Origin of the sequence: Pseudomonas tensinigenes (genome assembly GCF_014268445.2) — a bacterium.
Taxonomy (GTDB): Bacteria; Pseudomonadota; Gammaproteobacteria; order Pseudomonadales; family Pseudomonadaceae; genus Aquipseudomonas; species Aquipseudomonas tensinigenes.
On record NZ_CP077089.1, the window covers coordinates 620,671 to 647,594 of the forward strand.

A 26,924-nucleotide genomic window follows, 5' to 3' on the forward strand; every position below is an offset into this window, starting at 1 on the left:
CAAATGACCTGTTTTGGTGCATGCAAAACCTTCTGCACATTAACTGGTTAAACCTTGAGCAATTTCCGCTATAATCCGCGCCCCCCTTTTTCGGCTGGCCGTTCGCGCGCTGTTTTCATGAAACTAATCGTAAAAGTCTTCCCCGAGATCACCATCAAAAGCCGACCTGTCCGGACGAAGTTCATCCGCCAGTTGGCCAAGAACATCCGCACCGTGCTCCGTGACCTGGACCCGGCCGTGGTGGTGAACGGTGTGTGGGACAATCTCGAGCTGGAAACCCGCATTACCGACGCCAAAGCCTTGAAAGAGATGGGTGAGCGCCTGACCTGCATGCCGGGCATCGCGCACTTTCTGCAGATCGACGAGTACCCGCTGGGCGACTTCGACGACATCACCGAGAAGTGCAAACAGCACTACGGCGCTGCGCTGGCCGGGAAGATTTTCTCGGTGCGCTGCAAGCGTGCCGGCAAGCACACCTTCAGCTCGATGGACGTCGAAAAATACGTCGGCAGCAAGCTGCGTCGTGAGTGCGGTGCCGCCGGTATCGACCTGAAAGCGCCGGAAATCGAAGTCCGGATCGAAGTTCGCGACAAACGGTTGTTTGTGATCCACAGCCAGCACAACGGCATCGGCGGTTACCCGCTGGGTGCGTTGGAGCAGACGCTGGTATTGATGTCCGGCGGCTTTGACTCGACCGTTGCGGCTTACCAGATCATTCGTCGCGGCCTGATGACGCACTTCTGCTTCTTCAATCTGGGCGGTCGTGCCCACGAATTGGGCGTGATGGAAGTCGCGCATTTCATCTGGAAGAAGTACGGCAGCTCGCAACGCGTGCTATTTGTCAGTGTTCCGTTCGAAGAAGTGTTGGGCGAAATTCTCGGCAAAGTCGATAACAGTCATATGGGCGTCGTATTGAAGCGTATGATGTTGCGCGCGGCCTCCAACATCGCCGACCGTCTGCACATCGAGGCGCTGGTCACCGGCGAGGCGATCTCCCAGGTGTCGAGCCAGACGCTGCCAAACCTGTCGGTGATCGACTGCGTGACCGACAAACTGGTCCTGCGTCCGCTGATCGTGGCGCACAAGCAGGACATCATCGACACGGCCAACGAAATCGGCACCGCCGATTTCGCCCGGCACATGCCGGAATACTGCGGAGTCATTTCGGTCAATCCGAAGACCGCCGCCAAACGCGGTCGCGTTGAGCACGAAGAGAAAGAATTCGACATGGCGGTGCTCGAGCGTGCGCTCGAAAACGCCAAACTGGTGCCGATCGATCGGGTGATCGACGAATTGGGCCAGGACGTACAGATTGAAGAAGTCAGCGAAGCACTGGCCGGCCAGATCGTGATCGACATCCGTCACCCGGATGCCGCCGAGGATGAGCCGCTGGAACTCGCTGGCGTAGAAGTACAGACGATGCCGTTCTACGCAGTGAACGCTCGTTTCAAGGAGCTGGATCCGACTCGCCAGTACCTGCTGTATTGCGACAAAGGCGTGATGAGTCGCCTGCATGCTCACCATTTGCTCAGTGAGGGGCATGCCAATGTGCGCGTTTATCGACCGAGCTAAGTGCCCGGGGCTGTTTGCCTGTGGCCTGCGTCACCGGCCCCCCGACACCGCCGTCAAGCTGTAACGGCCATGCCGGACACTACTGCTAATCGCTGCCAAGACTTGTCAGCAAACCGAATCCTCTGATCGAGATACACAAGTGATCGAAAATCTACGCAACATCGCCATCATTGCCCACGTTGACCATGGTAAAACCACCCTGGTAGACAAACTCCTGCGTCAATCCGGCACTCTGGAGCGCAACGAGCTCAACGACGAGCGCGTGATGGACTCCAACGACCAGGAAAAAGAGCGCGGTATTACCATTCTGGCGAAAAACACCGCCATCAACTGGAACGGCTACCACATCAACATCGTGGACACCCCGGGCCACGCCGACTTCGGCGGCGAAGTTGAACGCGTAATGTCGATGGTTGACTCCGTTCTGCTGCTGGTTGACGCTCAAGACGGCCCTATGCCGCAAACCCGTTTCGTGACCAAGAAGGCTTTCGAAGCCGGCCTGCGTCCAATCGTGGTAATCAACAAGGTTGACCGTCCAGGCGCGCGTCCGGACTGGGTTCTGGATCAGATCTTCGACCTGTTCGACAACCTCGGTGCTACCGAAGAACAACTGGACTTCCAGGTTGTTTACGCTTCGGCCCTGAACGGCATTGCCGGTCTGGATCACACCGCCATGGCTGAAGACATGACCCCGCTGTACCAAGCGGTAGTCGACCACGTTCCGCCTCCGGCTGTTGACCGTGATGGCGCGTTCCAGATGCAGATCTCCGCTCTGGACTACAACAGCTTCCTGGGTGTTATCGGCGTTGGCCGTATCGCTCGTGGCCGCGTCAAGCCGAACACCCCGGTTGTGGCGATCGGTGCCGACGGCAAGCGCCGTAACGGCCGTATCCTGAAACTGATGGGTCACCACGGTCTGCACCGCATCGACGTTGAAGAAGCTGCAGCAGGCGATATCGTTTGCATCAGCGGTATGGACTCGCTGTTCATCTCCGACACCCTGTGCCACCCGGACACTGTCGAGGCGATGAAGCCTCTGACCGTTGACGAGCCAACCGTTTCGATGACCTTCCAGGTAAACGACTCGCCATTCTGCGGTAAAGAAGGCAAGTTCGTGACGTCCCGTAACATCAAGGACCGTCTGGACAAAGAGCTGCTGTACAACGTTGCACTGCGCGTTGAAGAAGGCGACACCGCTGACAAGTTCAAGGTTTCCGGCCGTGGTGAGCTGCACCTCTCGGTACTGATCGAAACCATGCGTCGCGAAGGCTTCGAGCTGGCCCTGGGCCGTCCTGAAGTAATCATTCGTGAAGTGAACGGCGTTAAACAAGAACCGTTCGAAAACGTGACCATCGACATCCCTGAAGAAGCTCAGGGCAAGGTCATGGAAGAAATGGGTCTGCGTAAAGGCGACCTGAGCAACATGGTGCCGGATGGCAAGGGCCGTGTTCGTCTGGAATACAACATCCCTGCTCGCGGTCTGATCGGTTTCCGTAACCAGTTCCTGACCCTGACCAACGGTGCTGGCATCCTGACCTCGATCTTCGATCGCTACGACACCGTCAAGTCGGGCCACATGTCCGGCCGTCAGAACGGCGTTCTGGTTTCGGTTGAAACCGGCAAGGCACTGACCTACTCGCTGGAAACCCTGCAGGCTCGTGGCAAGCTGTTCGTAGAACACGGCCAGGAGATCTACAACGGTCAAATCGTTGGTCAGAACAGCCGCGACAACGACCTGGGTGTAAACCCAACCAAAGGCAAGAAGCTCGACAACATGCGTGCTTCGGGTAAAGACGAAACCATCGCTCTGGTACCACCTGTTCGCTTCACTCTGGAACAGGCTCTGGAATACATCCAGGAAGACGAGCTGTGCGAAGTTACTCCTAAGTCCATCCGTCTTCGCAAGAAGATCCTGGACGAAAGCGAGCGTACCCGCGCTGCCAAGAAAGCCAAGGCGTAATTTAGCCCGAGCTTGAAAAAACGCCCCCGGTCGCGAGACCGGGGGCGTTTTTGTTTGTCTGGGGGAAATGTGGATTGAGTCTTGAAGGTCAAGAGCCCCTCACCCTAGCCCTCTCCCAGAGGGAGAGGGGACCGAATGGGGGATATTCATGAGATGCATCGACTTGAAAGAATTCTGCTGAATCCATAATCGATTTGGTGGGGCTGTACCGAATCCATAATCGCCTGGGTGTTTCAGGTCGCTGTATGGCGCCAGACACCTCGGTCGGCTCCCTCTCCCTCCGGGAGAGGGCTGGGCGGGCGGCGTTCCGATGAGGGTAAGCGTTTAAAATTTCTCGATCGCTCGGAAATTCTGCTCGCGCACCACTTCCTTCGGCTTATAAGCGCAATACCCCGGCCGCGGCCCGATCTTCGGGTGATTGCGGCAGGTATCCGGGCGCTTGTCATAAATGGTGCACAGGCGGCTCTTACGATCCAGGTAGTAGCAATCGTTGTTGCTCATGCGCTGCAGGGTGAAGATGCCGGACTTCTGGTTGAAGCGCTCGACCAGGCCTTCCTTCTGCAAACGCTTGGCGATGTTCTTCGGCGGGTCGCCCAGTTCGAACTCATCTACCACGCCGATGCGCACCAGATCCTTGATCTTCACCTCAACCGGCAGCGTGCAGCAGCTCGACACGCAGGAACCGCACATCGGGGCTGAGTATTTTGCCCACGTATCGAGACGGTCGATCTCGGCGGCGGCAATCAGGTTGGGCTTCATCATCGGGAGTTACCAGGCGTGTGTGCATCAGGGCGCGCGATCATACCGGGACTGGTGGATTTTTGAACAACCTTTCGCCAGATTTTTTCTGCATACAGGCACATTGCCGGACAATTCGGCACGGCCCCTGCATTCATTAGCTCACTCGCCAAGGTAATGCCGGGCTATCTCACAGTCTCAGGAAATACTGCCGAACCAGAGCCCTCACCGTCGGTCAGACCGTCTAGGCTCAGACAATTCCCGCTCGCTCGAGGTCCTATTGATGACTCAAGAACCACTAGTTCGCGAAGCAGAGGTGGCCGCATTCCGCGACGCCGTCCTGACCAAGCTCACCTACGCGGTGGGCAAAGACCCCGATCACGCCTTCGACCATGACTGGTTCGAAGCCATCGCATTGGCTGCGCGTGATCACATGGTCGAACACTGGATGGACCACACCCGGCAGATCTACCGCAAAGGTCAGAAACGGGTGTATTACCTCTCGCTGGAATTTCTTATCGGCCGCTTGCTCTACGACAGCCTGAGCAACCTTGGCCTGCTCGACGTCGCCCGTGAAGCGTTGACTGAACTCGGTGTCGATCTTGAGCGCATCCGCTTGCTGGAGCCCGATGCTGCGCTTGGCAACGGCGGCCTCGGTCGTCTGGCCGCGTGCTTCATGGAAAGCATGTCGACCCTCGGCATCGCCGGCCACGGTTATGGCATTCGGTATGAGCACGGCTTGTTCCGCCAGGCCATCGTCGACGGCTGGCAGCAGGAACAGACCGAGCACTGGCTGGATTTCGGCAACCCGTGGGAATTCGAACGGCCGGAAGTGGTTTACACCATCGGCTTCGGCGGCAGCGTTGAAACCGTCACCGATGTCAGCGGCAAATCCAAACAAGTCTGGTCGCCGGCAGAAACCGTGCGCGCCATTGCTTACGACACGCCCGTGGTCGGCTGGCGCGGGGCGAGCGTCAACACCTTGCGGCTGTGGCGTGCCCGCGCCATGGAAGATTTGCACCTGGAGCGCTTCAACGCCGGTGACCACTTGGGCGCCGTTGCCGAAGTGGCACGTGCCGAAAGCATCTCCCGTGTGCTTTACCCGGCGGACAGCACCGAAGCAGGGCAAGAGCTGCGCCTGCGCCAGGAATACTTCTTCGTCGCTGCTTCCTTGCAGGATCTGCTGCGCCGCCATCGCAACATGCACACCTCGGTGCTGACCCTTGGCGATCACGCAGCCATCCAGCTCAACGACACCCACCCCTCGATTGCCGTCGCCGAATTGATGCGGCAACTGGTCGACGTCTACGACGTGGCCTGGGATGCGGCGTGGCAAGTGACGGTCGATACGCTGTCGTACACCAACCACACGCTGCTGCCGGAAGCGCTGGAAACCTGGCCGGTGGGTTTGATGGAACGCATGCTGCCACGGCACATGCAGATCATTTACCTGATCAACGCCCAGCACATCGACTCGCTGCGGGCCAAAGGCATTCATGATTTTGACGTGCTGCGTGCGGTGTCGCTGATCGAAGAAGACAACGGTCGCCGGGTGCGCATGGGCAACCTCGCTTTCCTCGGTTCGCACAGCGTCAACGGCGTGTCCGGGCTGCACACGCAGTTGATGCGCAAAACCGTGTTCGCCGAACTGCACAAGCTCTACCCGGAGCGGATCAACAATAAAACCAACGGCATTACCTTCCGCCGCTGGTTGTATCAGGCCAACTCCGAACTGACTTCGATGCTGGTCGACGCGCTCGGCCCGGATTTGCTCGATAACCCTGAAGAGCGTCTGCTCGATCTTGAGCCGTTCGCCGAAAAAACCGCGTTCCGCAAAGCTTTTGCCGAACAACGGCTGCACAGCAAAAAAGCGCTGGCCTATCTGATTCACGAACGGCTGGGTATCGCGGTCAATCCGGCGGCGATGTTTGATGTGCAGGTTAAGCGGATCCACGAATACAAACGTCAGTTGCTCAACCTGATGCACACCGTGGCGCTGTATCAGGCGATTCGCGCTGAGCCGGAAGTCGATTGGGTGCCACGGGTGAAAATCTTCGCCGGCAAGGCTGCGGCGAGTTATCACCAGGCCAAACTGATCATCAAGCTGACCAACGACATCGCGCGGGTGGTGAACAACGATCCGACGGTGCGCGGCCTGCTGAAAGTGGTGTTCCTGCCCAACTACAACGTCAGCCTGGCGGAGAGCATCATTCCGGCGGCGGACTTGTCCGAGCAGATCTCCACTGCCGGCTTCGAAGCGTCGGGCACCAGTAACATGAAGTTCGGCCTCAACGGCGCACTGACCATCGGCACGCTGGACGGCGCCAACGTGGAAATGTGCGAACGCATTGGTGCTGAGCACATGTTCATTTTCGGCCTCAGCGCGCAGCAGGTCGAAGCGCGCAAACAGAACCACGAGTTCAGCGCGTTGCCGGACATTGCCGCGTCGCATCGTTTGAACGATGTGCTGCAAGCGATTCGCAGCGGGGTGTTCTCGCCGGATGACACTTCGCGCTACACCGGGCTGATCGATTCGCTGGTGGATTACGACCGCTTCCTGGTCTGCGCCGACTTCGACTCCTATTGGGAAGCGCAGAAACGCGTTGAAGAGCATTGGCACGACAGCAACAACTGGTGGCGTTCAGCGGTGCTGAACACGGCGCGGATGGGCTGGTTCTCCTCGGACCGGACGATTCGCGAGTACGCCACGGATATCTGGAAAGCGTTGGAGTAACTTTCCACAACAAATGTGCGCAAGGCCCAACGTTTGTTGGGCCGGATCGATATACTGAGCGCCGGTTACCGGCAGCGCCAGTCACCACCAATCCAATGTGGGAGCGAGCCTGCTCGCGAAGCGGTTGTCATGTTAAACAGAAATGTTGGCTGACAAACCGCTTTCGCGAGCAGGCTCGCTCCCACTGGGTTTGTGCCTAGACTGAAGCAATCGCCGGACTCGCCCTGTCTTGGGGCTGCTTAGGGATATCGACCATGCAATGGATGTTCATGTTGATCGGGCTGGTGCTCGGCTGGCTGCTCGACGAGTCGTTCAGTGATGCGCTGTTGGGCGCGTTGCTGGGGCTGGCAATCGGGCAGACGATCCGCATCGCGCGGCTAGGCTCGCAGGCGATGGAGCAGCAACGTCAACTTGAACAGGCGAAGGTCGCTTTGCAGGGGGTCGAACAGCGCCTGTTTCTGCTCGAAGGGGCACCGGTTCGTGCCGCGTCGCCAGCGAGTACGCCGCCGGTTACCGAGCCCGTCGTAGAACCGGTCAAAGCCGCCGCAGAAGCTCCTGCCCCCGAACTGGTCTGGGAACTGCCGCCCGAACTCGAACCGATTTCCGCCGTCGCCAGCGAAACCAGTCAACCGCTGCCCGCTGATGTGTGGCGCCTCGACGCCGTTACTCCTGAGCCCCAAGCCCCCGCCGAACCCCGTGGCCCGAACCTCATCGAACGCGGCATCAGCGCCGCGCGCAATTGGTTGTTCGGCGGCAACACCGTGCTGCGGGTCGGCGTGGTGTTGCTGTTCTTCGGTCTGGCGTTTCTGCTGCGCTACGCCACCGAAGGGATGGTTGTGCCGATCGAGGTACGTTACGCCGGTGTCGCGGCAGCCGCGTTGGGCTTGCTCGCGCTGGGCTGGTGGCTACGCCGGCGCAACAGCAATTACGCGTTGATGCTGCAAGGCACCGGGATTGCGGTGCTGTACCTGACGGTGTTTGCGGCGATGCGTCTGCATCCGTTGCTCGATCCGTCCGCCGCGCTGGGCTTGCTGGTCGCTGTGACGGTGTTCTCGGCGATTCTGGCGATCACTCAGGATGCTTTAGGGTTGGCAGCTGCAGCGGCATTGGGCGGTTTTGCCGCGCCGATCCTGACATCAACCGGCGCGGGCAACCACGTCGCGCTGTTCAGCTATTTCGCGCTGCTCAACGCCGGCATTCTCGCCATCGCCTGGTTCAAGGCTTGGCGCTTGCTCAACCTGATCGGCTTCGTCGGCACCTTCGGTATCGGCTTCGCCTGGGGCCTGCGTTCGTATGCGCCGGAGCTGTTGTGGAGCACCGAGCCGTTCCTGATTCTGTTTTTCCTGATGTACCTGGCCATCGGCCTGCTGTTTGCCCGGCGCAAGTTGCTCGACATGCCCGATGCGCCGGCGGATGGCGATCGCGAGGCGTTACTGCACTGGTCAGCGCGCAAGGGCGATTATGTCGACGGGACGATGCTGTTCGGTCCGCCGATTATTGGCTTCGGTTTGCAGTTTGCGCTGGTGCAGCATCTGGAGTTTGCTGCGGCGTTCAGTGCGCTGGGGTTGGGCATGATCTATATGGCGCTGGCCAAGGTATTGATGGGCGGACGCGCGGTGCTGCTGGGCGAAACCTGTCTGGCGCTCGGGGTGATTTTTGCCAGTCTGGCGATTCCGTTGGGGCTGGATGCGCGTTGGACGTCGGCGGCGTGGGCGGTGGAAGGTGCGGGGATTTTCTGGCTCGGTTTGCGTCAGCATCGGCCGTTAGCCCGGGCGTTTGCCTTGCTCCTGCAACTGGGGTCGGCATTGGCCTTCCTTAGCCAATTGTGCGTTGGTGAAAGCAGTCTGCTCGACGGTGCACCGTTGGGCGCGTTGATGCTCGGTATTGCGTTGCTGTTCAGTTTCTATCAACTGCGCAAGGCCTCACCGGAACAGGCATCACCTTGGGAGCGTCAAGGCTTGCCGGTCTTGGCGTGTCTGGGCCTGACCTTCCTCTATCTGCTGGCGCCGTTGTTCTTCTTCGTTCAAGCCACGGCGATTAGTTGGGCGCTGGCCGGGTTGGCAACTCTGTTGGTCGGTCTGCGGATTCAGTCGCGTACGTTCCTGTTCTCTGCGTTTGCCGTGCAGTTGCTCGGTGGCGCGTTGTTTCTGTTGCGTCTGCAAGGTGCAGGGGAAGATTCCGCTGCTGTGTTCAGCGCCGGTTGGAGCGGTTTGCTTAGTGCGTCGTTGATCGGTCTGGCATTGATCGCCGGCATGCTGTTGGCGGCTCGCGATGAGATGGTGCGTGGCGATGTGCGTCTGCTGCGCGGTTTGTCGGTGGTGCTGTTGGCCGGTCTGGTGCTGATCAATCTGGCGGTGCTGTTTGTACTGCCATGGCAGACCGCGAGCGCGGTGTGGGCCGCGAGTGGTTTGCTGATTATCTGGCTGAGCCTGTACCTCAAGCAGCGCGTGAGTTTTGTCTTCGGTCTGCTGTTGCAGTTGATCGGTGGCGCGGCGTTTTTGCTGGCCGGCCCCGAGTTGCTTGGGCCGCTGTCCAGCGAAGGTCTGAAGCCTTTGGCCCATGGAGGATTCTGGACGCCGCTGGTGCTCGGACTGGCCGCAATGATCGGCGCGTGGCGCCTGCAACTGGGCAATCACGCCTCGGCATTCGATGCGTTGAGCTTGCAGCGCTTGTCAGAAGTGTTGCTGGTGTGGGGCGCCGGTTGGTGGGCGCTGGCATGGGTCAGCGAAGTGTTGCGCTTTGCCGCGCCGAATCTGCAAGGCACGTTGTTGCTGTTGGTCGTGGCGCTCAGTGTCGCGCTGTGGGCGTTGCTGTCGCTGCGGTTGAAATGGCCGGCGCTGGGCTTGCTCTGCACCTTGCTGATTCCGGCGGCGGGTCTGGTGTTGCTCGCTGCCTGGCATCCGCGTTATCACCCAGCGGCCGATTTCGGTTGGCTGGCGTGGGCAGCAGTGTTCGCCGTGCATTTCTTCAGCTTGCGACGCTTGGCGCCGATGCTGCCGGCGCGGGCCTTGAGCACGGCGCACGTGCTCGGTTGCTGGCTGCTGATCGGCGTACTGGCGCTGGAATTGCGCTACGGCCTGCTGCTGTTGTCCGAGCAATACAACGCCTGGCGCTGGCTGGGCTGGGCGATTCTGCCGAGCGTTTACCTGCTGCTGGCAGCAGCACCGCGCAGTTGGCCGTGGCCGGTGGCGGGGTTTGCCCGAGAGTACCGCTTGTACGCCGCTGCGCCGTTGGCGGTGTTGATGCTGGTGTGGTTCTGGCTGGCCAATGGCGTCAGCGATGGTAATGCCGAGCCACTTCCTTACGTGCCGCTGCTCAATCCATTAGAGCTGGGTTTGTTGTTCGCCTTGTTCGGCGTCTATGTCTGGTCGCGCAGTGCGATTTCGCAGTTGTCGATTCGTCAGGACTACGCCGATTACGGCACACAACTGATCGCCGGGATTTCGCTGTTCGCCTTCTGCACCGCGTTGGTCACCCGCGCGGCGCACCATTGGGCCGGCATCCCGTTCGAGCTGGATACGTTGCTCGCCTCAATGCTGGTGCAGGCCGGATTGTCCATCGTCTGGACGTTGATGGCGCTGGGCCTGATGATCGGCGGCCATCTGCGCCATCGTCGCGAAGTGTGGCTGATCGGCGCGGCGCTGATTGCGCTGGTGGTGGCCAAATTGATTTTTGTCGAATTGAGCAACCGAGGCGGCCTCGCCCGGATCGTCTCGTTTATCGGCGTTGGCGTGTTGCTGTTGGTGGTCGGCTACTTTGCGCCACTGCCGCCTAAACGCGTCGAAGCTTTACCGGCGGCGGACATACCGGCCCCGGACACCGAAGGAGTTTCATCTTGAGTCGCATGCGAAATCTGGGTTGGTTGGCGCTGGGCGTGGTGATGGCCGCTGGCGCTCAGGAAAAGCCGGCGGACTTCGCCACGCAAGTACCGCTGGCGGTGAGCGGCAACGGCCCGTGGTATCGCCTCGAATTGCCGTTGAGCGTGCAATTGCAGGCGCGCCAGACCGATCTCAGCGACTTGCGCGTGTTCAACGCCGCTGGCGAACCACAGGCCTATGCTCTGGCTCGTGAATCGGCGCAGACCCGCGACGACGGCCAGTTGCGCGAGGTGAAGTGGTTCCCGCTGTACAACGCCGCCGACGCCAGCGAACGCGCGCCGAACGTGCGAGTGCAAGCGACCACCAACGGCACGCTGGTCGAGGTGCAACCGTCCAGCCAGTTGGAGGCGGGCGAAGAAGTGCTGCGCGGTTGGCTGTTGGATGCGAGCGCGATCAAGGCGCCCTTGCAGCAATTGATCCTCGACTGGACCAGCGAGCGCGACGGCTTTCAGCGCTTCAGCATCGAGGCCAGTGACGACCTGCAACATTGGCAAGCGTGGGGCGAAGGGCAGGTGGCACGACTGACCTTTTCCGATGAGCGCATCGAGCAGCATGAGGTGACGTTGCCGGGGCAGTCGGCGCGTTATGTGCGGTTGCTGTGGGAGTCGCCGAATTCGGCGCCGATCCTGACGGCGGCCCAATTGAAAAGCAGTGATCCGCGCAATGTGCCTCTGCCGTTGGTCTGGTCGCAGGCATTGGCCGGCAGCAGCACCAAGGCCGGGGAATACACCTGGCAGTTGCCGATGGGGTTGAATGTCGAGCGTGTACAGGTCGAGCTGAAACAGCCGAACAGCCTGGCGCCGGTGACGCTGGCGGGACGACGTGAAAGCAGTTTGCCGTGGCAGGAGTTGAGCAGCGGTTTGCTCTATCGCCTGACGCAGAATGGTCAGGATGTGCAGCAGAACGAATTGCAGCTTTATGGGCAGACTGTGCAGCAGTTGAAGCTGAGCGTGGATGAGCGCGGCGGAGGGTTGGGTGAGCAGGCGCCGAGTCTTAAATATGCGGTGCGGGCGACTCACGTGATATTCCTCGCGCGCGGCGAGGGGCCGTACAGTCTGGCGCTGGGTAATCCGAGTGTGAGGACGGCGAATCTGCCGTTGACGACGCTGATTCCGGATTTCAAACCGGAGAAGCTGGCGGCGTTGGGTAAGGCTGTGGTTCAGGGGGAGGTGGTGGCTACGCAGACTTCTACTGCGACGACGGCGGCGGTGGCCGAGACCAATTGGAAGAAGATCGGGTTGTGGGCGGTGTTGTTGTTGAGTGTGGTGTTTTTGGGGGCGATGGCGTTTAGTTTGTTGCGCAAACCGCCAACCAATACCTGAGAATGGCTGGCGCTGCGCGCCATTCGCGAGCAGGCTCGCTCCCACAGTGGATCTTCAATGGACGCCAATTCAGCGGTCACCCCCGATTCCCTGTGGGAGCGAGCCTGCTCGCGAAAGCGGCGTGTCAGCCAATACATATTCCGACTGATCAATTAACCCCCAGCCACACCCGTCCGATTTCCAACTACGCTAAACCCGCTACCTGAACTCTCCACCCACATTCACGTCTCATGCAGGCAATTACACCCCAACGCACGTTACCGGGCGTCTTCGCTCGCTACGTTTTCAGACTCCCTGTAAACTGCGCGGGTTTTTAGCCCCCCATTCCACCGGAGCCGTCCATGTCCCGCGTTACCCTGAGTCGCTATTTGATTGAGCAGACCCGCAGCAATAACACTCCTGCCGATCTGCGTTTCCTGATCGAAGTGGTGGCGCGTGCTTGCAAAGAAATCAGCCACGCCGTGTCCAAAGGCGCCCTGGGTGGTGTTCTGGGCAGCATGGGCACTGAAAACGTCCAAGGCGAAGTGCAGAAGAAGCTCGACGTGATCTCCAACGAGATCCTGCTCGAAGCCAACGAATGGGGCGGTCACCTGGCCGGCATGGCGTCCGAAGAAATGGACAATGCCTACCAGATCCCGGGCAAGTACCCGAAAGGCGCGTACCTGCTGGTATTCGACCCACTGGACGGCTCGTCGAACATCGACATTAACGCCCCGGTCGGCACCATCTTCTCGGTACTGCGTTGCCCGAACGAATACCTGAGCCAGAACGAGCCGCTGAACGAGAAAGCGTTCCTGCAGCCAGGCACTCAGCAAGTTGCTGCCGGTTACGCAATCTACGGCCCGCAGACCATGCTGGTACTGACTCTGGGCGACGGCGTCAAAGGCTTCACCCTCGACCGCGAAATGGGCAGCTTCGTGCTGACCCACGAAGACATCACCATTCCTGAATCGACCCAGGAATTCGCCATCAACATGTCCAACCAGCGTCACTGGGAAGCCCCGGTACAACGCTACGTGGGCGAGCTGCTGGCCGGTGAAGAAGGTCCGCTGAAAAAGAACTACAACATGCGCTGGGTCGCGGCGATGGTTGCCGACGTACACCGCATCCTGACCCGTGGCGGTCTGTTCATGTACCCGCGCGACAGCCGTGAGCCATCCAAGCCAGGCAAACTGCGTCTGATGTACGAAGCCAACCCGATGTCGTTCCTCGTGGAACAAGCGGGCGGCGCGTCCACCGACGGTCACCAGCGCATTCTCGACATTCAGCCAGAAGGCCTGCACCAGCGCGTAGCGGTGTTCCTCGGCTCGAAAGAAGAAGTCGCCCGCGCGACGGCCTACCACAAGGAATAAATCATGACCGCGCCTTGGCAGCCGTTGCTCGATTGGTGGTTCGGACAGGCCGAATCCCCTGACGAGATATCGGCTGACAAGGGCAAGTTGTGGTTCGGTAAGCGAGACAGCCAAGACCTCGAAGCGCGTGAGCGTTTCGGGGTCTTTGTCGATCAGGCCCTGGCCGGCGAATTGACCGCGTGGACGCAACGTCCCGAAGGTTGGCTGGCGGTGGTGTTACTGCTCGATCAACTGCCGCGAATGATCTTTCGCGATAATCCCAAAGCTTTCTCAGGTGATCTGCGCGCGCAGAAACTCGTCGCGCAAGGCATTGCGGCGGATTTTGATCGGCAGTTGAAGCCGATTCAGCGTGTATTCATTTATCTGGTGTTTGAGCACTGCGAGAATCTTGCGGTGCAGAACGAGGCGGTTTCCCGGTTTATCGAACTGGTGGCTGAACAGCCGGAAGCACAGCGGGCGGTGTTTGCCGATAATCTGGATTATGCCGAACGGCATCAGAAAGTGATCGCGCGGTTTGGCCGGTTTCCGCATCGCAATGCGGTGTTGGGGCGGGAGTCTACGGCTGAAGAGTTGGTGTTTCTTTCTGAGCCTGGGTCGCGGTTTTAAGGGCTTGCCCTCACCCTAACCCTCTCCCGGGGGGAGAGGGGACTGACCGAGGTGGTTGGGCTTGATACATCGACCTGCAAATTTCGAGTCGAACTCAGGTCTGGAAAATCCCCCGATCGGCTCCCTTTCCCCCTCGCCCCCTTGGGGGAGAGGGCTGGGGTGAGGGGGTAAAGCCCTTGATCTTTAAATCCTGAAACTACCCACCAACTGCTTCAACCGCGCCGCCTGCTGCTCCAGATCCGAGCACGCCCGCAACGTCGCCTGCAAGTTCTCCACACCTTCCTGATTCAGCGTGTTGATCTCATTGATATCGACATTGATCGACTCGACCACAGCGGTCTGCTCTTCAGTCGCGGTGGCCACCGACTGGTTCATCCCGTCGATCTCGCCGATACGCTGAGTCACGCTGCCCAAGCGCTCACCGGCCTGGTTGGCGATGCCGACGCTGCTTTCGCTCTCGCGCTGGCTCTCGGTCATGATGCTGACCGCCTGCCGCGCGCCGACTTGCAGCTCTTCGATCATCTTCTGCACTTGCTGCGCCGAATCCTGGGTGCGGTGCGCGAGGTTACGCACTTCATCCGCCACCACGGCAAAACCACGACCGGCTTCACCGGCACGCGCCGCTTCGATCGCGGCGTTGAGCGCGAGCAGGTTGGTCTGCTGGGAAATGCTGGTGATCACTTCGAGAATCTGGCCGATGTTCACCGTGTTGCTGTTCAGGGTTTCGATGTTGCCGCACGAATCGCTGATCTTCGCCGACAGCTGCTGCATGGCGTGGATGGTTTTATCGACAACCTGCTGACCGTCGACCGCGAGGCTGCGGGCATCGCTGGAGTGCTGCGAGGCGAGGGCGGCGTTCTGGGCGATTTCCTGCGCGGCGGCGCCGAGTTGGTTGATCGCGGCGGCGACGCTGTTGGTGCGACTGGCTTGCTGGTCGGAGTTGTACATCGACGAGTTCGATGCCGCGACCACGCGCAGAGCGACTTCGTTGACTTGGCCGGTGGCTGAGGACACTTCGCGAATCGAGGTGTGGATACGTTCGACGAAGCGGTTGAACGAGGTGCCCAGTGCGCCGAACTCGTCGTTGCCGTGGATCACCAGACGTTTAGTCAGGTCACCTTCGCCTTCGGCGATGTCGTGCATCGCGCGGCCCATGGTCAGCAGCGGCTGCATCAGCACGCGGATGAGCATGCCGAGCAGGGCGATGATGATCACCACGGCAATGACCATGGCGATCAGCGCCGAGGTGCGGAACTCGCTGAGCATTGCGAACGCGGTGTCTTTATCGAGTACCAGCGCCACGTACCAGTCGGCCGACGGCACGCCGTTGATGTGGGTGAAGGAGATCAACTGAGTCTTGCCGTTGAACTCGACTTCTTTCAGGCCGGCGCTGACTTTCGGCGCGCCATTCGGGTAGGCCTCGGCGAGGGTCTTGAGCACCAGTTTGCTGTCCGGGTGGATCAGGATCTTGCCCTCGCTGCTGACGATGAACGCGTGGCCATGGCCGCCGAAGTTCAGCGAGTTGATGATCGCGCTGACACTGGTCAGGTCGATGTCGGCACCGGCGACGCCGAGCATTTGCCCTTGGCGCTGTACCGGCGTGGCAACGGTGATCACCAGTTTGCCCGAGGACGCGGCGATGTACGGTTCGGTGACGATGGTCTGTTGTGCGCTGTTTGCCGCTTTGTACCAGCCGCGTGCGCGTGGATCGTAATCCGGCGCGCGATTACCGGCGGGTACCGAGAACATCACGCCGTCAGCGCCGCCGAAATAGCTGAGCTGAAAATTGCCGGTGTAGGCGGGCAGGTCGATGATGCGTTTCAGGCTCGCCGGGGCGTTACCGTCGACGGCCACTTGCTGCGACAACGATTGCAGCAACTGAATGCGGCTTTCCAGCCAGGTCTGGATGTTACTGGTGGTCAGGCTGCCCAGCTCCTGCATCGAGGCTTCGGTGCTTGTGCTCAAGGCTTCGCGCTGTCGATAGTCGTTGAAGAAAATGAAACAGGCGAACGCAACGGCCACCACGAGGGCGGCAGCCAACAAAATCTTGTGGCTGAATTTCATGTTTCTGGTCATCGAATGAACTACCGCGAAGGGGCTGGTCAAGAAAGGGCGGCAATTTGCCACACTCGGGGGCTTTGCGCTGCTCTTATTTCGACCGCGGCGCGCCAAAGATTAGGCGTCTTTGGCGAAAGGCGACGAAATGCTCAATAGCCCTACAAAGTGTCTGATTTATCGGTAAATGCCAGACGGGCGGGCTAATAAATAGCCATTCCTCCACGGAACCAGATGAGGGTTTTCTCTTCTAAGCTTCTGGTTGGCACCATGCCATCCCCCCTCGTTCCAGGAGTTACACCATGTCGCTGCGATCTATCGCCCTTCTGACGTTTTGCGTGCTGCTGGCCGCATGCAGCAAGGTCAATCAGGAAAACTATTCGAAGCTCTCGGCCGGTATGGCCAAGGCCGAAGTCGAGACTCTGCTCGGCAAGCCCACCGATTGCTCGGGCGCGCTCGGCATGTCCAGTTGCACCTGGGGCGACAAGAACAGCTTTATCAGCGTGCAGTACGCCGGTGACAAAGTGCTGATGTTTTCCGGCCAAGGCCTGAAGTAAACCGGGGCTTCGCGCCCACGGAGAAGAAAAATGAAGCGGTTATTGCTGATCCTTTTTGCCGGCCTGGTACTGGCCGGCTGCGCCAGTTCCGGCGTCGACCCGTTGGCGCCGAAAACCGTCAACAGCGTCAATCTCAAGCGCTATCAGGGCACCTGGTACGAATTGGCGCGCTTGCCGATGTACTTCCAGCGCCATTGCGCGCAATCCGAAGCCCATTACACCCTCAAGCCTGACGGCAATGTCGCGGTGCTCAATCGCTGCCTGACCCCGGACTGGCAGTGGGAAGAGGCCAAGGGCACGGCTTATCCACAGGTGCCGGGCAAGACCGACAAACTCTGGGTCGAATTCGATACCTGGTTTTCGCGGCTGATTCCGGGTGTGGCGAAAGGCGAATATTGGGTGTTGTACGTCAGCGATGACTACAAGACCGCCATCGTCGGCGATCCGAGTCGCAAGTACATGTGGCTGCTGTCGCGGACACCGACCGTCAACGGTGTGGTGCGTGAAGAACTGCTGAGCAAGGCGCGTCAGCAGGGCTATGACACCACGCGACTGATCTGGCGCGCGTCGGATCGGCAGATGGCCAAGACCTCGAATTAAGCATTGTCACCAATCAAAATGTGGGAGCGAGCCTGCTCTCGAAGGGGGCGTGTCAGTTAACGAAGATGTAACTGATACACCGCTTTCGCGAGCAGGCTCGCTCCCACATTTTTGTTTTGTGTCAGCCTAAAAGGTCACGCAGGACTTGGGTGAAGGCACGCGCACTGTCTTCTTCGCCAGCATGCCGACCATCACGCACTACCCACTGACCATTGACCAGCACATCGCGCACCTGCCGATCGCCGCCGGCAAACAACCAGCGATTCAAAATCCCGTCACCGCTCGCCGTCGCCAGATACGGATCGCTGCCATCGAGCACAATCCAGTCCGCGCGCTTGCCCACTTCCAGCGCACCAATCGGCTGCCCCAACGCTTGCGCGCCGCCATCCAGCGCCGCGTCATACAGCGTGCGCCCGACCATCGGCTGATCTGCGCCATATAAACGGTTACGTCGCTGATCGCGCAGACGCTGGCCGTATTCCAGCCAACGCAGTTCCTCCACCACACTGAGCGACACATGGCTGTCGGAACCGATGCCCATGCGCCCGCCCTGCGCGAGGAAGTCCACCGCCGGAAAAATCCCGTCGCCCAGATTCGCTTCAGTGGTCAGGCACAGCCCGGCAATGGCGCGACTTTTGGCCATCAGCGTGACCTCTTCCGGATTGGCGTGAGTGGCGTGAACCAGACACCAGCGCTGATCGACCTCGGTATTTTCGTACAGCCATTGCAGCGGACGCCGACCGCTCCAGCTCAGGCAGTCGTCGACTTCTTTTTGCTGTTCGGCGATGTGAATGTGAATCGGGCATTGCTTGTCGCTGGCCACCAATACTTCGCTGATCTGCTGCGGGGTCACCGCGCGCAGCGAGTGGAAGCACAGGCCCAGCGACTGCGCCTTTTGCTGTGCCAGTAACGGCTGCAAACGCGATTGCAGATTCAGGTAATTTTCGCTGCTGTTGATAAAGCGGCGCTGGCCGTCATTCGGCGTCTGGCCGCCAAAGCCAGAGTGGCTGTAGAGCACTGGCAGCAGGGTCAGGCCGATGCCGCTTTCGCTCGCGGCCTGGCTGATGCGCAGCGCCAGCTCCGCCGGATCTGCGTAAGGCTGACCATTGCTGTCGTGGTGCACGTAGTGAAATTCAGCGACGGAGGTGTAACCGGCCTTGAGCATTTCGATGTACAGCTGCCGGGCAATCACGCCGAGCTGATCCGGGCTGATTTTTCCGACGAGCCGATACATCAGATCGCGCCAGGTCCAGAAACTGTCGTTGGGGTTGCCGGCCACTTCGGCCAGACCCGCCATCGCCCGCTGGAAGGCGTGGGAATGCAAATTAGGCATGCCCGGCAGCAACGGACCGCTCAGCCGTTCGGCGCCATCTGCAGTGGAATCGGCCTGGATTTGGGTCAACAGGCCATCGGCGCTGACCTCAAGACGTACATTGTTGGCCCATCCGTTAGGCAGCAGCGCGCGTTCGGCAAAGAAGGCGGACATGGTTCAGCACCCCATCGTGTGTTATTTGTATATACATATACAGACGTTTGCCTGCTCGGTAAACTCCGGCAAGCTAGCCACTTTCATCCAAAGAACAGGGATCAACCGTGCCGACTCCGCCTCCAGTCTCCCCGTTGGCCGCGAACATGGGCGACAGTCCGGCGCCCTTGTACGCCCGCGTCAAACAGATGATCACCCAGCAGATCGACAGCGGAAACTGGCCGCCGCACTACCGCGTGCCGTCCGAGAGCGAGCTGGTCAATCAACTCGGCTTCAGCCGCATGACCATCAACCGCGCCTTGCGTGAGATGACCGCCGACGGTCTGTTGGTACGCATGCAAGGCGTCGGCACCTTCGTCGCTGAACCGAAGAGCCAGTCCGCGCTGTTCGAAGTGCACAACATCGCCGACGAAATCGCTTCCCGTGGTCATCGCCACACCTGTCAGGTCATCACCCTTGAAGAAGAGGCCGCCGGTTCCGAGCGCGCGCTGGCGCTGGACATGCGTGAAGGGCAGAAGGTCTTCCACTCGCTGATCGTGCATTACGAAAACGATATTCCGGTGCAAATCGAAGACCGTTTCGTCAACGCGCTGGTCGCGCCGGAATACCTCAAACAGGATTTCACTCTGCAAACGCCGTACGCCTATCTGAACCAGGTGGCGCCGCTGACCGAGGGCGAGCACGTGGTTGAAGCGATCCTCGCTGAGTCTTCCGAATGCAAATTGCTGCAGATTGAAAAAGGCGAGCCGTGCCTGCTGATTCGTCGCCGCACGTGGTCGGGGCGTCAGCCGGTGACCGCTGCACGTTTGATTCACCCAGGTTCTCGTCATCGTCTGGAAGGGCGGTTCCATAAATGAGTGCACTTAAGGTTTTACGCGCCAAGGGTTACCCGCGCATGCCGTGGAAAAACGGCGGCGGCAGCACTGAAGAAATCACCCGTGATGCCGGTGCCGGGCTGGACGGTTTTGGCTGGCGTCTGTCGATTGCCGATATCGCCGAGTCGGGCGGCTTCTCGACGTTCGCCGGTTACCAGCGGGTGATCACCGTGTTGCAGGGTGACGGCATGACCTTGTGCGTTGACGGCGACGATACGCGGCCGCTGTTACCGCTCGACCCGTTTGCCTTCAGTGGCGAAAGCCAGGTGTCCTGCACTTTGCTCGGCGGCGCGATTCGCGACTTCAACCTGATTTACGCGCCACAGCGTTACAGCGCACGGTTGCAGTGGCTGGACGGTGAGCAGCGGTTCTTCAGCTCGGCGGGGACGGTGTTGGTGTTCAGTGTCAGTGAGTTGCTGGAAGTCCGTATCGGTGACAGTGTTTCGCAGTTGGGGCGACATGATTGCCTGCAACTGGACGGCAACAGCGGTCTGGCCGAAGTCTCCACCAATGCGGGTTGCTGCGTCATTGAGCTGACTGGACGCTGATTCAGAAATCTTAAAAGGTCGCAGCCTTCGGCAGCTCCTACAGGGTGTACATCAAACCCAGTGTAGGAGCTGCCGAAGGCTGCGATCTTTTGCTTTTGGGGTGTTCCCAACCCACGCACCAACTTGTTACCGAACGCCCCAGCGTGGCGCAAAACCACGCTCATGTAACAAAGCCCCGCCTCCCTAAATCATCCCCAAGAAAAATTTCATCCACGCCTGAACCCTTGATTCAGGCGCTCTCCAGCCTTGCCAGCGATTTTTCTCAAACGATCCTCCAATAAGTTGGCCGCTCGATTGCATATGCTTGTATGTACAAGTAAAGACGTATGCGTATGAGTCGCTCGAGACTCTCCGCAGCGTCCACTGATTCGCTTGTCGCGCATCGAAGCGCACAGGCTGCTTGCCCACTGCCAGGGTTGGTTTGAATTGATCGCTGAGGAGTCTTTTTCGTGACTGACAATAAGCCTACAAAGTTTCGCAACGTTGAGATCCGCGCTGCCCGCGGCAACAAGCTGACCGCCAAGAGCTGGCTGACCGAAGCGCCGCTGCGCATGCTGATGAACAACCTCGACCCGGAAGTCGCCGAGAACCCGAAAGAGCTGGTGGTCTACGGTGGTATCGGTCGCGCTGCGCGTAACTGGGAGTGCTACGACAAGATCGTCGAAAGCCTGACCAATCTGAACGACGACGAGACCCTGCTGGTGCAATCCGGCAAGCCGGTCGGCGTGTTCAAGACTCACAGCAATGCCCCGCGTGTACTGATCGCCAACTCCAACCTCGTCCCACACTGGGCGAGCTGGGAGCACTTCAACGAACTCGACGCAAAAGGCCTGGCCATGTACGGCCAGATGACCGCCGGCAGCTGGATCTACATCGGCAGCCAGGGCATCGTGCAAGGCACCTACGAAACCTTCGTTGAAGCCGGTCGCCAGCACTACAACGACAACCTCACCGGCAAGTGGGTCCTCACCGCCGGTCTGGGCGGCATGGGTGGTGCGCAACCGCTGGCGGCAACCCTCGCCGGCGCCTGCTCGCTGAACATCGAATGCCAACAAGTCAGCATCGATTTCCGCCTGAAAAGCCGTTACGTCGATGAGCAAGCCAAAGACCTTGATGACGCCCTGGCGCGCATCGACAAATACACCAAAGAAGGCAAAGCGATCTCCATCGCCCTGCTGGGTAACGCCGCAGAAATTCTCCCGGAACTGGTCAAGCGCGGCGTGCGCCCGGACATGGTCACCGACCAGACCAGCGCCCACGACCCGCTCAACGGTTACCTGCCAGCCGGCTGGACTTGGGACGAATACCGTGCCCGCGCCAAGACTGAACCGGCTGCTGTAATCAAAGCCGCCAAGCAGTCGATGGCCGTGCACGTTAAAGCGATGCTGGAATTCCAGAAGCAAGGCATTCCGACCTTCGACTACGGCAACAACATCCGTCAGATGGCGCAGGAAGAAGGCGTCGAAAACGCCTTCGATTTCCCGGGTTTCGTACCGGCTTACATCCGTCCGCTGTTCTGCCGTGGCATCGGCCCGTTCCGTTGGGCGGCGCTGTCGGGTGATCCGCAAGACATCTACAAAACCGACGCCAAGGTCAAAGAGCTGATCCCGGATGACGCGCACCTGCACAACTGGCTGGACATGGCCCGCGAGCGCATCAGCTTTCAGGGTCTGCCGGCACGTATCTGCTGGGTCGGCCTGGGCCTGCGCGCCAAGCTCGGTCTGGCCTTCAACGAAATGGTCCGCAGCGGTGAGTTGTCGGCGCCGATCGTCATCGGTCGCGACCACCTCGACTCCGGCTCGGTGGCCAGCCCGAACCGTGAAACCGAATCGATGCAGGACGGTTCCGACGCCGTGTCCGACTGGCCACTGCTCAACGCGCTGCTAAACACCGCGAGCGGCGCGACCTGGGTTTCCCTGCACCATGGCGGCGGCGTTGGCATGGGCTTCTCGCAGCACTCGGGCATGGTGATTGTTTGCGACGGTACGGATGAAGCGGCCGAGCGTATTGCGCGCGTGCTGCACAACGACCCGGCCACTGGCGTTATGCGTCATGCCGATGCCGGTTACCAGATCGCCATCGACTGCGCCAAGGAACAGGGGCTGAACCTGCCGATGATTACCGGCAAATAAACGCAAAACCCCTGTAGGAGCTGCCGCAGGCTGCGATCTTTTGATGTTGGTTTTTCAAGATCAAAAGATCGCAGCCTGCGGCAGCTCCTACAGAGAATCTAACAATCCACAGAGGTTGAATCATGGCTGTCAACACCGATCGTGCAAGCAACAAACCGTTGATCGAAAGGCGTTCGATCGACTATATCCCGGAAGCGGAAAGACACGGTCGTCTGTTCAGCCAATTCACCTTGTGGATGGGTGCCAACCTGCAAATCACCGCGATTGTCACCGGGGCCTTGGCCGTGGTGCTCGGCGGTGATGTGTTCTGGTCGTTGATCGGTCTGTTGATCGGTCAATTGCTGGGCGGCGGGGTGATGGCGCTGCATGCCGCGCAAGGGCCGAAACTGGGCCTGCCGCAGATGATTTCCAGCCGTGTGCAGTTTGGCGTGTATGGTGCGGCGATCCCGATCGTGCTGGTGTGCCTGATGTACCTGGGTTTCACCGCGACCGGCACCGTGCTTTCCGGCCAGGCGCTGGGGCAGTTGTTTAACGTCAGTGACAGCGTCGGCATCCTGATTTTTGCCAGCGTCATCGTGCTGGTCACGGTGCTCGGTTATCGGGTGATCCACTGGATCGGCCGTGTCGCCAGCGTCATTGGCGTGATCGCTTTCGTGTTCCTGTTCTGGCGTTTGATGAGCCAGACCGACGTCGGCGCACTTCTGCAAATCCGTCATTTCAGCTGGAGCAGCTTCCTCCTCGCGGTGTCGCTCGCGGCCTCCTGGCAGATTGCTTTCGGCCCTTACGTGGCTGACTATTCCCGTTATCTGCCGAGCAACACCTCGGCAGTCAAAACCTTCTTCGCCGCCGGTGCCGGCTCAGTGGTCGGCGCGCAAGTGGCGATGATCCTCGGCGTCTTTGCTGCGGCTTCGGCCAACGGCCAGTTCGCCGGTCACGAAGTCTCCTACATCGTCGGTCTGGGCGGCACCGGTGCTACCGCTGCGCTGCTGTACTTCAGCATCGCATTCGGCAAGGTGACCATCTCGACGCTGAACTCCTACGGCAGCTTCATGTGCATCGCGACCATCATCAGTGGTTTCAAAGGTCACCTGACCGTTACGCGTATGCAGCGTCTGGTGTTCGTGCTGGTGATTGTTGGCGCGGCGACGCTGATTGCGTTGCTCGGTCAGCACTCGTTCCTCGGGGCGTTCAAGTCTTTCATCCTCTTCCTGCTCGCCTTCTTCACCCCGTGGAGTGCGATCAACCTGGTGGATTACTACTGCATCACCCGCGAGCGTTATGACGTGCCGGCGCTGGCCGATCCGAACGGACGCTACGGTCGCTGGAATCTGCTCGGCATCAGCGTCTATGTGTTCGGTGTGCTGGTGCAGCTGCCGTTCATCTCCACCAAGTTCTACACCGGTCCATTGGTGGCCGCCCTCGGTGATGTGGACATTTCCTGGATCATCGGCCTCTTGTTGCCGGCCGCCGTCTACTACGTGTGTGCAAAAAAATGGCACAGCGCGGTACCCGATCAACTGATTCTGCCGGTCGAGCAGAACAGCGTTGTACAACCTAAAACAAGCGGGGCCGGTCGCGCTGCGGCGCAGGCCTGATTTGGACGTGGACAGGGCTGGATGCCTCTTGACTGCCGTAAGCCAATTCATGATTAGGAGCGTCACAACAATGAAATCGAACAAGACCCTGCTGACCACATTGCTGTCCATGGGCCTGTTGGCCAGTGCCGGTGCGACGCAAGCCGCCGGCTGGTGCGAATCGGGCAAACCGGTGAAATTCGCCGGGCTGAACTGGGAAAGCGGCATGCTGCTGACCGACGTGCTGCAAGTGGTGCTGGAGAAAGGTTACGACTGCAAGACCGACAGCTTGCCGGGCAACTCCATCACCATGGAAAACGCCCTGAGCAGCAACGATATTCAAGTGTTCGCCGAAGAGTGGGTCGGCCGCAGCGAGGTCTGGAACAAGGCCGAGAAGGCCGGCAAGGTCGTCGGTGTCGGCGCACCTGTCGTCGGCGCGGTGGAAGGCTGGTACGTGCCGCGTTACGTGATCGAAGGCGATGCCAAGCGCAAGCTTGAGCCGAAGGCCCCGGACCTGAAAAACATCGCTGACCTGGGTAAATACGCCGCCGTGTTCAAGGACGCTGAAGAGCCGTCCAAGGGCCGTTTCTACAACTGCCCGGCCGGCTGGACCTGCGAACTCGACAACAGCGAAATGCTGAAAAGCTACGGCCTCGAAAGCAGCTACACCAACTTCCGTCCGGGCACTGGCCCGGCGCTGGATGCGGCGGTGCTGTCGAGCTACAAGCGTGGCGAGCCGATCCTGTTCTACTACTGGTCGCCAACCCCGCTGATGGGCCAGGTGGATCTGGTCAAACTCGAAGAAAAACCGGGCGTAGACAAGACCGTGAGCATCAAGGTCGGCCTGTCGAAAACCTTCCACGACGAAGCCCCGGAACTGGTCGCCGTGCTGGAAAAGGTCAATCTGCCGATCGATCTGCTGAACCAGAACCTGGGCCGCATGGCCAAGGAACGTATCGAGTCGCCAAAACTGGCGAAAATCTTCCTCAAGGAACATCCTGAGGTCTGGCATGCGTGGGTCAGTGAAGACGCTGCCAGGAAAATCGACGCGGCGCTGTAGGTCGATACCTCCCGGTCAACCGTGAGGCTGGCCGGGAGATATGCCGTAAACGCTTGATTGAGATTTCTGATTGAGAGCCGCTTATGTTTCCCGAAAGCTTTACCTTTTCCATCGCCGACTGGGTCAACGGTTGGGTCGATTCGCTGGTCACCAACTACGGTGATGTGTTCCGCCACATCTCGGACACCCTGCTCTGGGCAATCGTCAACCTCGAAGGCCTGCTGCGTGCGGCACCGTGGTGGTTGATGCTGGCCATCGTCGGTGTGGTCGCCTGGCATGCCACGCGCAAAGTCGTGACTACGGCGGTCATCGTCGGTCTGTTGTTCCTGGTCGGCGCCGTTGGCTTGTGGGACAAGCTCATGCAGACCCTGGCGCTGATGATGGTCGCGACGATCATTTCGGTGCTGATCGGCATTCCGCTGGGGATTCTCTCGGCGCGCAGCAATCGCCTGCGTTCGGTGCTGATGCCGCTACTCGACATCATGCAAACCATGCCAAGTTTCGTATACCTGATCCCGGTGCTGATGCTGTTCGGTCTGGGCAAGGTCCCGGCGATTTTCGCCACGGTGATCTACGCCGCGCCACCGCTGATTCGCCTGACCGATCTGGGCATCCGCCAGGTTGACGGCGAAGTCATGGAAGCGATCAACGCGTTCGGCGCCAACTGCTGGCAGCAACTGTTCGGCGTGCAACTGCCGCTGGCGCTGCCGAGCATCATGGCCGGGATCAACCAGACCACCATGATGGCCCTGTCGATGGTGGTGATCGCCTCGATGATCGGCGCCCGTGGCCTCGGTGAAGATGTGCTGGTGGGGATTCAGACCCTCAACGTCGGACGTGGCCTTGAGGCTGGTCTGGCGATCGTGATTCTCGCAGTGGTCATCGACCGCATTACTCAGGCGTACGGTCGGCCGCGGCATGAGGTGAGCAAATGAGCAACGCAACCGTGAGCAAGATCGAAGTCAAAAACGTCTTCAAGATTTTCGGCAACCGCGCCAAGGATGCACTGGCCATGGTCGGTCAGGGCAAGACCAAGGATCAGGTGCTGAGCGAAACCGGTTGCGTGGTCGGCGTTAACGACCTGTCGCTGAGCATCGGCACTGGCGAGATCTTCGTGATCATGGGCCTGTCGGGTTCGGGTAAATCGACACTGGTGCGCCACTTCAACCGGCTGATTGACCCGACCAGCGGCGCGATCCTCGTCGACGGCGTGGACATCCTGCAATACGACATGGACGCCCTGCGCGAATTTCGCCGGCACAAGATCAGCATGGTGTTCCAGAGCTTCGGCCTGCTGCCGCACAAGACCGTGCTCGATAACGTCGCCTACGGCCTGAAAGTGCGTGGCGAGAGCAAGCAAATGTGCTCGGAACGCGCGCTGCACTGGATCAACACCGTCGGCCTCAAAGGCTACGAAAACAAATACCCGCACCAGCTCTCCGGCGGCATGCGCCAGCGTGTCGGTTTGGCCCGCGCTTTGGCGGCAGACACTGACATCATCCTCATGGATGAGGCGTTCAGTGCGCTGGATCCGCTGATCCGCGCCGAGATGCAGGACCAGTTGCTGGAGCTGCAAAAGACTTTGCACAAGACCATTGTCTTCATCACCCATGACCTCGACGAGGCGGTGCGTATTGGTAACCGGATTGCGATTCTCAAGGATGGGAAGTTGATTCAGGTCGGCACGCCGCGCGAGATTCTGCATTCGCCGGCGGATGAGTATGTCGACCGGTTTGTGCAGCGGCGGGCGGCGGTGGTTTAACAGACTTGCGGTGAGGCTGCCGGCCCCTTCGCGAGCAAGCTCGCTCCCACATTGGAATGCGGTCTCCTGTGGGAGCGAGCTTGCTCGCGAAGGGGCCGGCAGAGCTGCATCAA

Annotated in this window: 19 protein-coding genes and 1 pseudogene; 16 read left to right on the forward strand and 4 right to left on the reverse strand. The window is 59.8% G+C overall.

Going from position 1 to position 26,924, the window contains the following annotated elements; all coding sequences use genetic code 11:
* Positions 1-117 precede the first annotated feature (117 nt).
* Both thiI and typA read left to right on the forward strand, forming a co-directional pair.
* Positions 118-1,572 (forward strand): tRNA uracil 4-sulfurtransferase ThiI, encoded by a 1,455-nt coding sequence (gene thiI, locus HU718_RS02765; RefSeq protein WP_095120757.1) that lies wholly within the window; start codon positions 118-120, stop codon positions 1,570-1,572.
* 139 nt (positions 1,573-1,711) lie between these two features.
* Positions 1,712-3,532, forward strand: a complete 1,821-nt coding sequence (typA, locus tag HU718_RS02770; RefSeq protein WP_034153003.1) for a translational GTPase TypA — start codon at positions 1,712-1,714, stop codon at positions 3,530-3,532.
* Positions 3,533-3,856: 324 nt separating this feature from the next.
* Here the strand turns inward: typA and HU718_RS02775 are convergent, their stop codons facing one another.
* Complete coding sequence (locus tag HU718_RS02775) at positions 3,857-4,294, reverse strand: YkgJ family cysteine cluster protein (protein WP_038359983.1); 438 nt, start codon at positions 4,292-4,294, stop codon at positions 3,857-3,859.
* Between the two features lie 259 nt (positions 4,295-4,553).
* On the opposite strand from HU718_RS02775, the gene HU718_RS02780 reads away from it, so the two are divergent.
* The 5 genes from HU718_RS02780 (at position 4,554) to HU718_RS02800 (ending at position 14,162) form a co-directional block, all read left to right on the forward strand.
* A complete protein-coding gene (locus tag HU718_RS02780; protein ID WP_038359984.1) occupies positions 4,554-7,004 on the forward strand; it encodes a glycogen/starch/alpha-glucan phosphorylase in 2,451 nt (816 codons plus the stop codon).
* Positions 7,005-7,258: 254 nt separating this feature from the next.
* Positions 7,259-10,843: a DUF2339 domain-containing protein gene (locus tag HU718_RS02785; protein ID WP_186613038.1), complete on the forward strand. Its 3,585-nt coding sequence runs from the start codon at positions 7,259-7,261 to the stop codon at positions 10,841-10,843.
* Entirely contained in the window at positions 10,840-12,204 is a 1,365-nt protein-coding gene (locus HU718_RS02790) for a DUF3999 domain-containing protein (RefSeq protein ID WP_186613036.1), read from the forward strand. The genes HU718_RS02785 and HU718_RS02790 overlap by 4 nt, the downstream gene beginning before the upstream one ends.
* 341 nt (positions 12,205-12,545) lie before the next feature.
* Positions 12,546-13,556: a class 1 fructose-bisphosphatase gene (locus HU718_RS02795; RefSeq protein WP_007909265.1), complete on the forward strand. Its 1,011-nt coding sequence runs from the start codon at positions 12,546-12,548 to the stop codon at positions 13,554-13,556.
* Between the two features lie 3 nt (positions 13,557-13,559).
* Positions 13,560-14,162 carry a DUF924 family protein gene (locus HU718_RS02800; protein ID WP_186613034.1) on the forward strand — a complete coding sequence of 201 codons (603 nt, stop codon included), beginning with the start codon at positions 13,560-13,562 and terminating at the stop codon, positions 14,160-14,162.
* Between the two features lie 183 nt (positions 14,163-14,345).
* Here the strand turns inward: HU718_RS02800 and HU718_RS29940 are convergent, their stop codons facing one another.
* Together HU718_RS29940 and HU718_RS29945 are read right to left on the reverse strand one after the other, a co-directional pair.
* A complete protein-coding gene (locus tag HU718_RS29940) occupies positions 14,346-15,110 on the reverse strand; it encodes a methyl-accepting chemotaxis protein (protein ID WP_371260421.1) in 765 nt (254 codons plus the stop codon).
* 93 nt (positions 15,111-15,203) lie between these two features.
* Positions 15,204-16,238 (reverse strand): annotated as a pseudogene (locus tag HU718_RS29945) (HAMP domain-containing protein); the annotation flags it as partial.
* Between the two features lie 281 nt (positions 16,239-16,519).
* On the opposite strand from HU718_RS29945, the gene HU718_RS02810 reads away from it, so the two are divergent.
* Complete coding sequence (locus tag HU718_RS02810) at positions 16,520-16,774, forward strand: hypothetical protein (protein ID WP_003220802.1); 255 nt, start codon at positions 16,520-16,522, stop codon at positions 16,772-16,774.
* 30 nt (positions 16,775-16,804) lie between these two features.
* A complete protein-coding gene (locus HU718_RS02815; RefSeq protein ID WP_038359998.1) occupies positions 16,805-17,374 on the forward strand; it encodes a lipocalin family protein in 570 nt (189 codons plus the stop codon).
* Positions 17,375-17,495: 121 nt separating this feature from the next.
* On the opposite strand, the gene HU718_RS02820 is transcribed toward HU718_RS02815, so the two are convergent.
* Positions 17,496-18,860, reverse strand: coding sequence for a formimidoylglutamate deiminase (locus HU718_RS02820; protein ID WP_186613032.1), 1,365 nt, complete (start codon positions 18,858-18,860; stop codon positions 17,496-17,498).
* 146 nt (positions 18,861-19,006) lie between these two features.
* On the opposite strand from HU718_RS02820, the gene hutC reads away from it, so the two are divergent.
* The 7 genes from hutC to HU718_RS02855 all read left to right on the forward strand — a co-directional run bounded on the left by hutC (position 19,007) and on the right by HU718_RS02855 (position 26,811).
* On the forward strand, positions 19,007-19,717 hold the full coding sequence (gene hutC, locus HU718_RS02825; protein WP_162130175.1) for a histidine utilization transcriptional repressor HutC: 711 nt from the start codon (positions 19,007-19,009) through the stop codon (positions 19,715-19,717).
* Positions 19,714-20,283, forward strand: coding sequence for a HutD/Ves family protein (locus HU718_RS02830; protein ID WP_186613030.1), 570 nt, complete (start codon positions 19,714-19,716; stop codon positions 20,281-20,283). Before hutC ends, HU718_RS02830 begins: the two co-directional genes overlap by 4 nt.
* Before the next feature lie 449 nt (positions 20,284-20,732).
* Positions 20,733-22,415 (forward strand): urocanate hydratase, encoded by a 1,683-nt coding sequence (hutU, locus tag HU718_RS02835; protein WP_095047181.1) that lies wholly within the window; start codon positions 20,733-20,735, stop codon positions 22,413-22,415.
* A gap of 122 nt (positions 22,416-22,537) precedes the next feature.
* The gene (locus HU718_RS02840) at positions 22,538-24,010 is read left to right on the forward strand and encodes a purine-cytosine permease family protein (protein WP_186613027.1); all 1,473 of its coding nucleotides are present in this window, start codon (positions 22,538-22,540) and stop codon (positions 24,008-24,010) included.
* 70 nt (positions 24,011-24,080) lie between these two features.
* Positions 24,081-25,049: an ABC transporter substrate-binding protein gene (locus HU718_RS02845; RefSeq protein WP_095120748.1), complete on the forward strand. Its 969-nt coding sequence runs from the start codon at positions 24,081-24,083 to the stop codon at positions 25,047-25,049.
* Between the two features lie 83 nt (positions 25,050-25,132).
* Positions 25,133-25,984: an ABC transporter permease gene (locus HU718_RS02850; protein WP_186613026.1), complete on the forward strand. Its 852-nt coding sequence runs from the start codon at positions 25,133-25,135 to the stop codon at positions 25,982-25,984.
* Positions 25,981-26,811, forward strand: coding sequence for a quaternary amine ABC transporter ATP-binding protein (locus HU718_RS02855; RefSeq protein WP_077570367.1), 831 nt, complete (start codon positions 25,981-25,983; stop codon positions 26,809-26,811). Before HU718_RS02850 ends, HU718_RS02855 begins: the two co-directional genes overlap by 4 nt.
* The last annotated feature ends 113 nt before the right edge of the window (positions 26,812-26,924 follow it).

Coding starts and splice junctions, on each gene's coding strand:
- HU718_RS02795 (WP_007909265.1), top strand. CDS start 12,546: ATGTCCCGCGTTACCCTGAGTCGCTATTTGATTGAGCAGACCCGCAGC.
- HU718_RS02815 (WP_038359998.1), top strand. CDS start 16,805: ATGAAGCGGTTATTGCTGATCCTTTTTGCCGGCCTGGTACTGGCCGGC.
- HU718_RS02820 (WP_186613032.1), bottom strand. CDS start 18,860: ATGTCCGCCTTCTTTGCCGAACGCGCGCTGCTGCCTAACGGATGGGCC.
- HU718_RS02840 (WP_186613027.1), top strand. CDS start 22,538: ATGGCTGTCAACACCGATCGTGCAAGCAACAAACCGTTGATCGAAAGG.
- thiI (WP_095120757.1), top strand. CDS start 118: ATGAAACTAATCGTAAAAGTCTTCCCCGAGATCACCATCAAAAGCCGA.
- HU718_RS29940 (WP_371260421.1), bottom strand. CDS start 15,110: ATGTACAACTCCGACCAGCAAGCCAGTCGCACCAACAGCGTCGCCGCC.
- HU718_RS02785 (WP_186613038.1), top strand. CDS start 7,259: ATGCAATGGATGTTCATGTTGATCGGGCTGGTGCTCGGCTGGCTGCTC.
- HU718_RS02855 (WP_077570367.1), top strand. CDS start 25,981: ATGAGCAACGCAACCGTGAGCAAGATCGAAGTCAAAAACGTCTTCAAG.
- HU718_RS02810 (WP_003220802.1), top strand. CDS start 16,520: ATGTCGCTGCGATCTATCGCCCTTCTGACGTTTTGCGTGCTGCTGGCC.
- HU718_RS02780 (WP_038359984.1), top strand. CDS start 4,554: ATGACTCAAGAACCACTAGTTCGCGAAGCAGAGGTGGCCGCATTCCGC.
- HU718_RS02850 (WP_186613026.1), top strand. CDS start 25,133: ATGTTTCCCGAAAGCTTTACCTTTTCCATCGCCGACTGGGTCAACGGT.
- HU718_RS02800 (WP_186613034.1), top strand. CDS start 13,560: ATGACCGCGCCTTGGCAGCCGTTGCTCGATTGGTGGTTCGGACAGGCC.
- HU718_RS02830 (WP_186613030.1), top strand. CDS start 19,714: ATGAGTGCACTTAAGGTTTTACGCGCCAAGGGTTACCCGCGCATGCCG.
- hutC (WP_162130175.1), top strand. CDS start 19,007: ATGGGCGACAGTCCGGCGCCCTTGTACGCCCGCGTCAAACAGATGATC.
- HU718_RS02845 (WP_095120748.1), top strand. CDS start 24,081: ATGAAATCGAACAAGACCCTGCTGACCACATTGCTGTCCATGGGCCTG.
- HU718_RS02775 (WP_038359983.1), bottom strand. CDS start 4,294: ATGATGAAGCCCAACCTGATTGCCGCCGCCGAGATCGACCGTCTCGAT.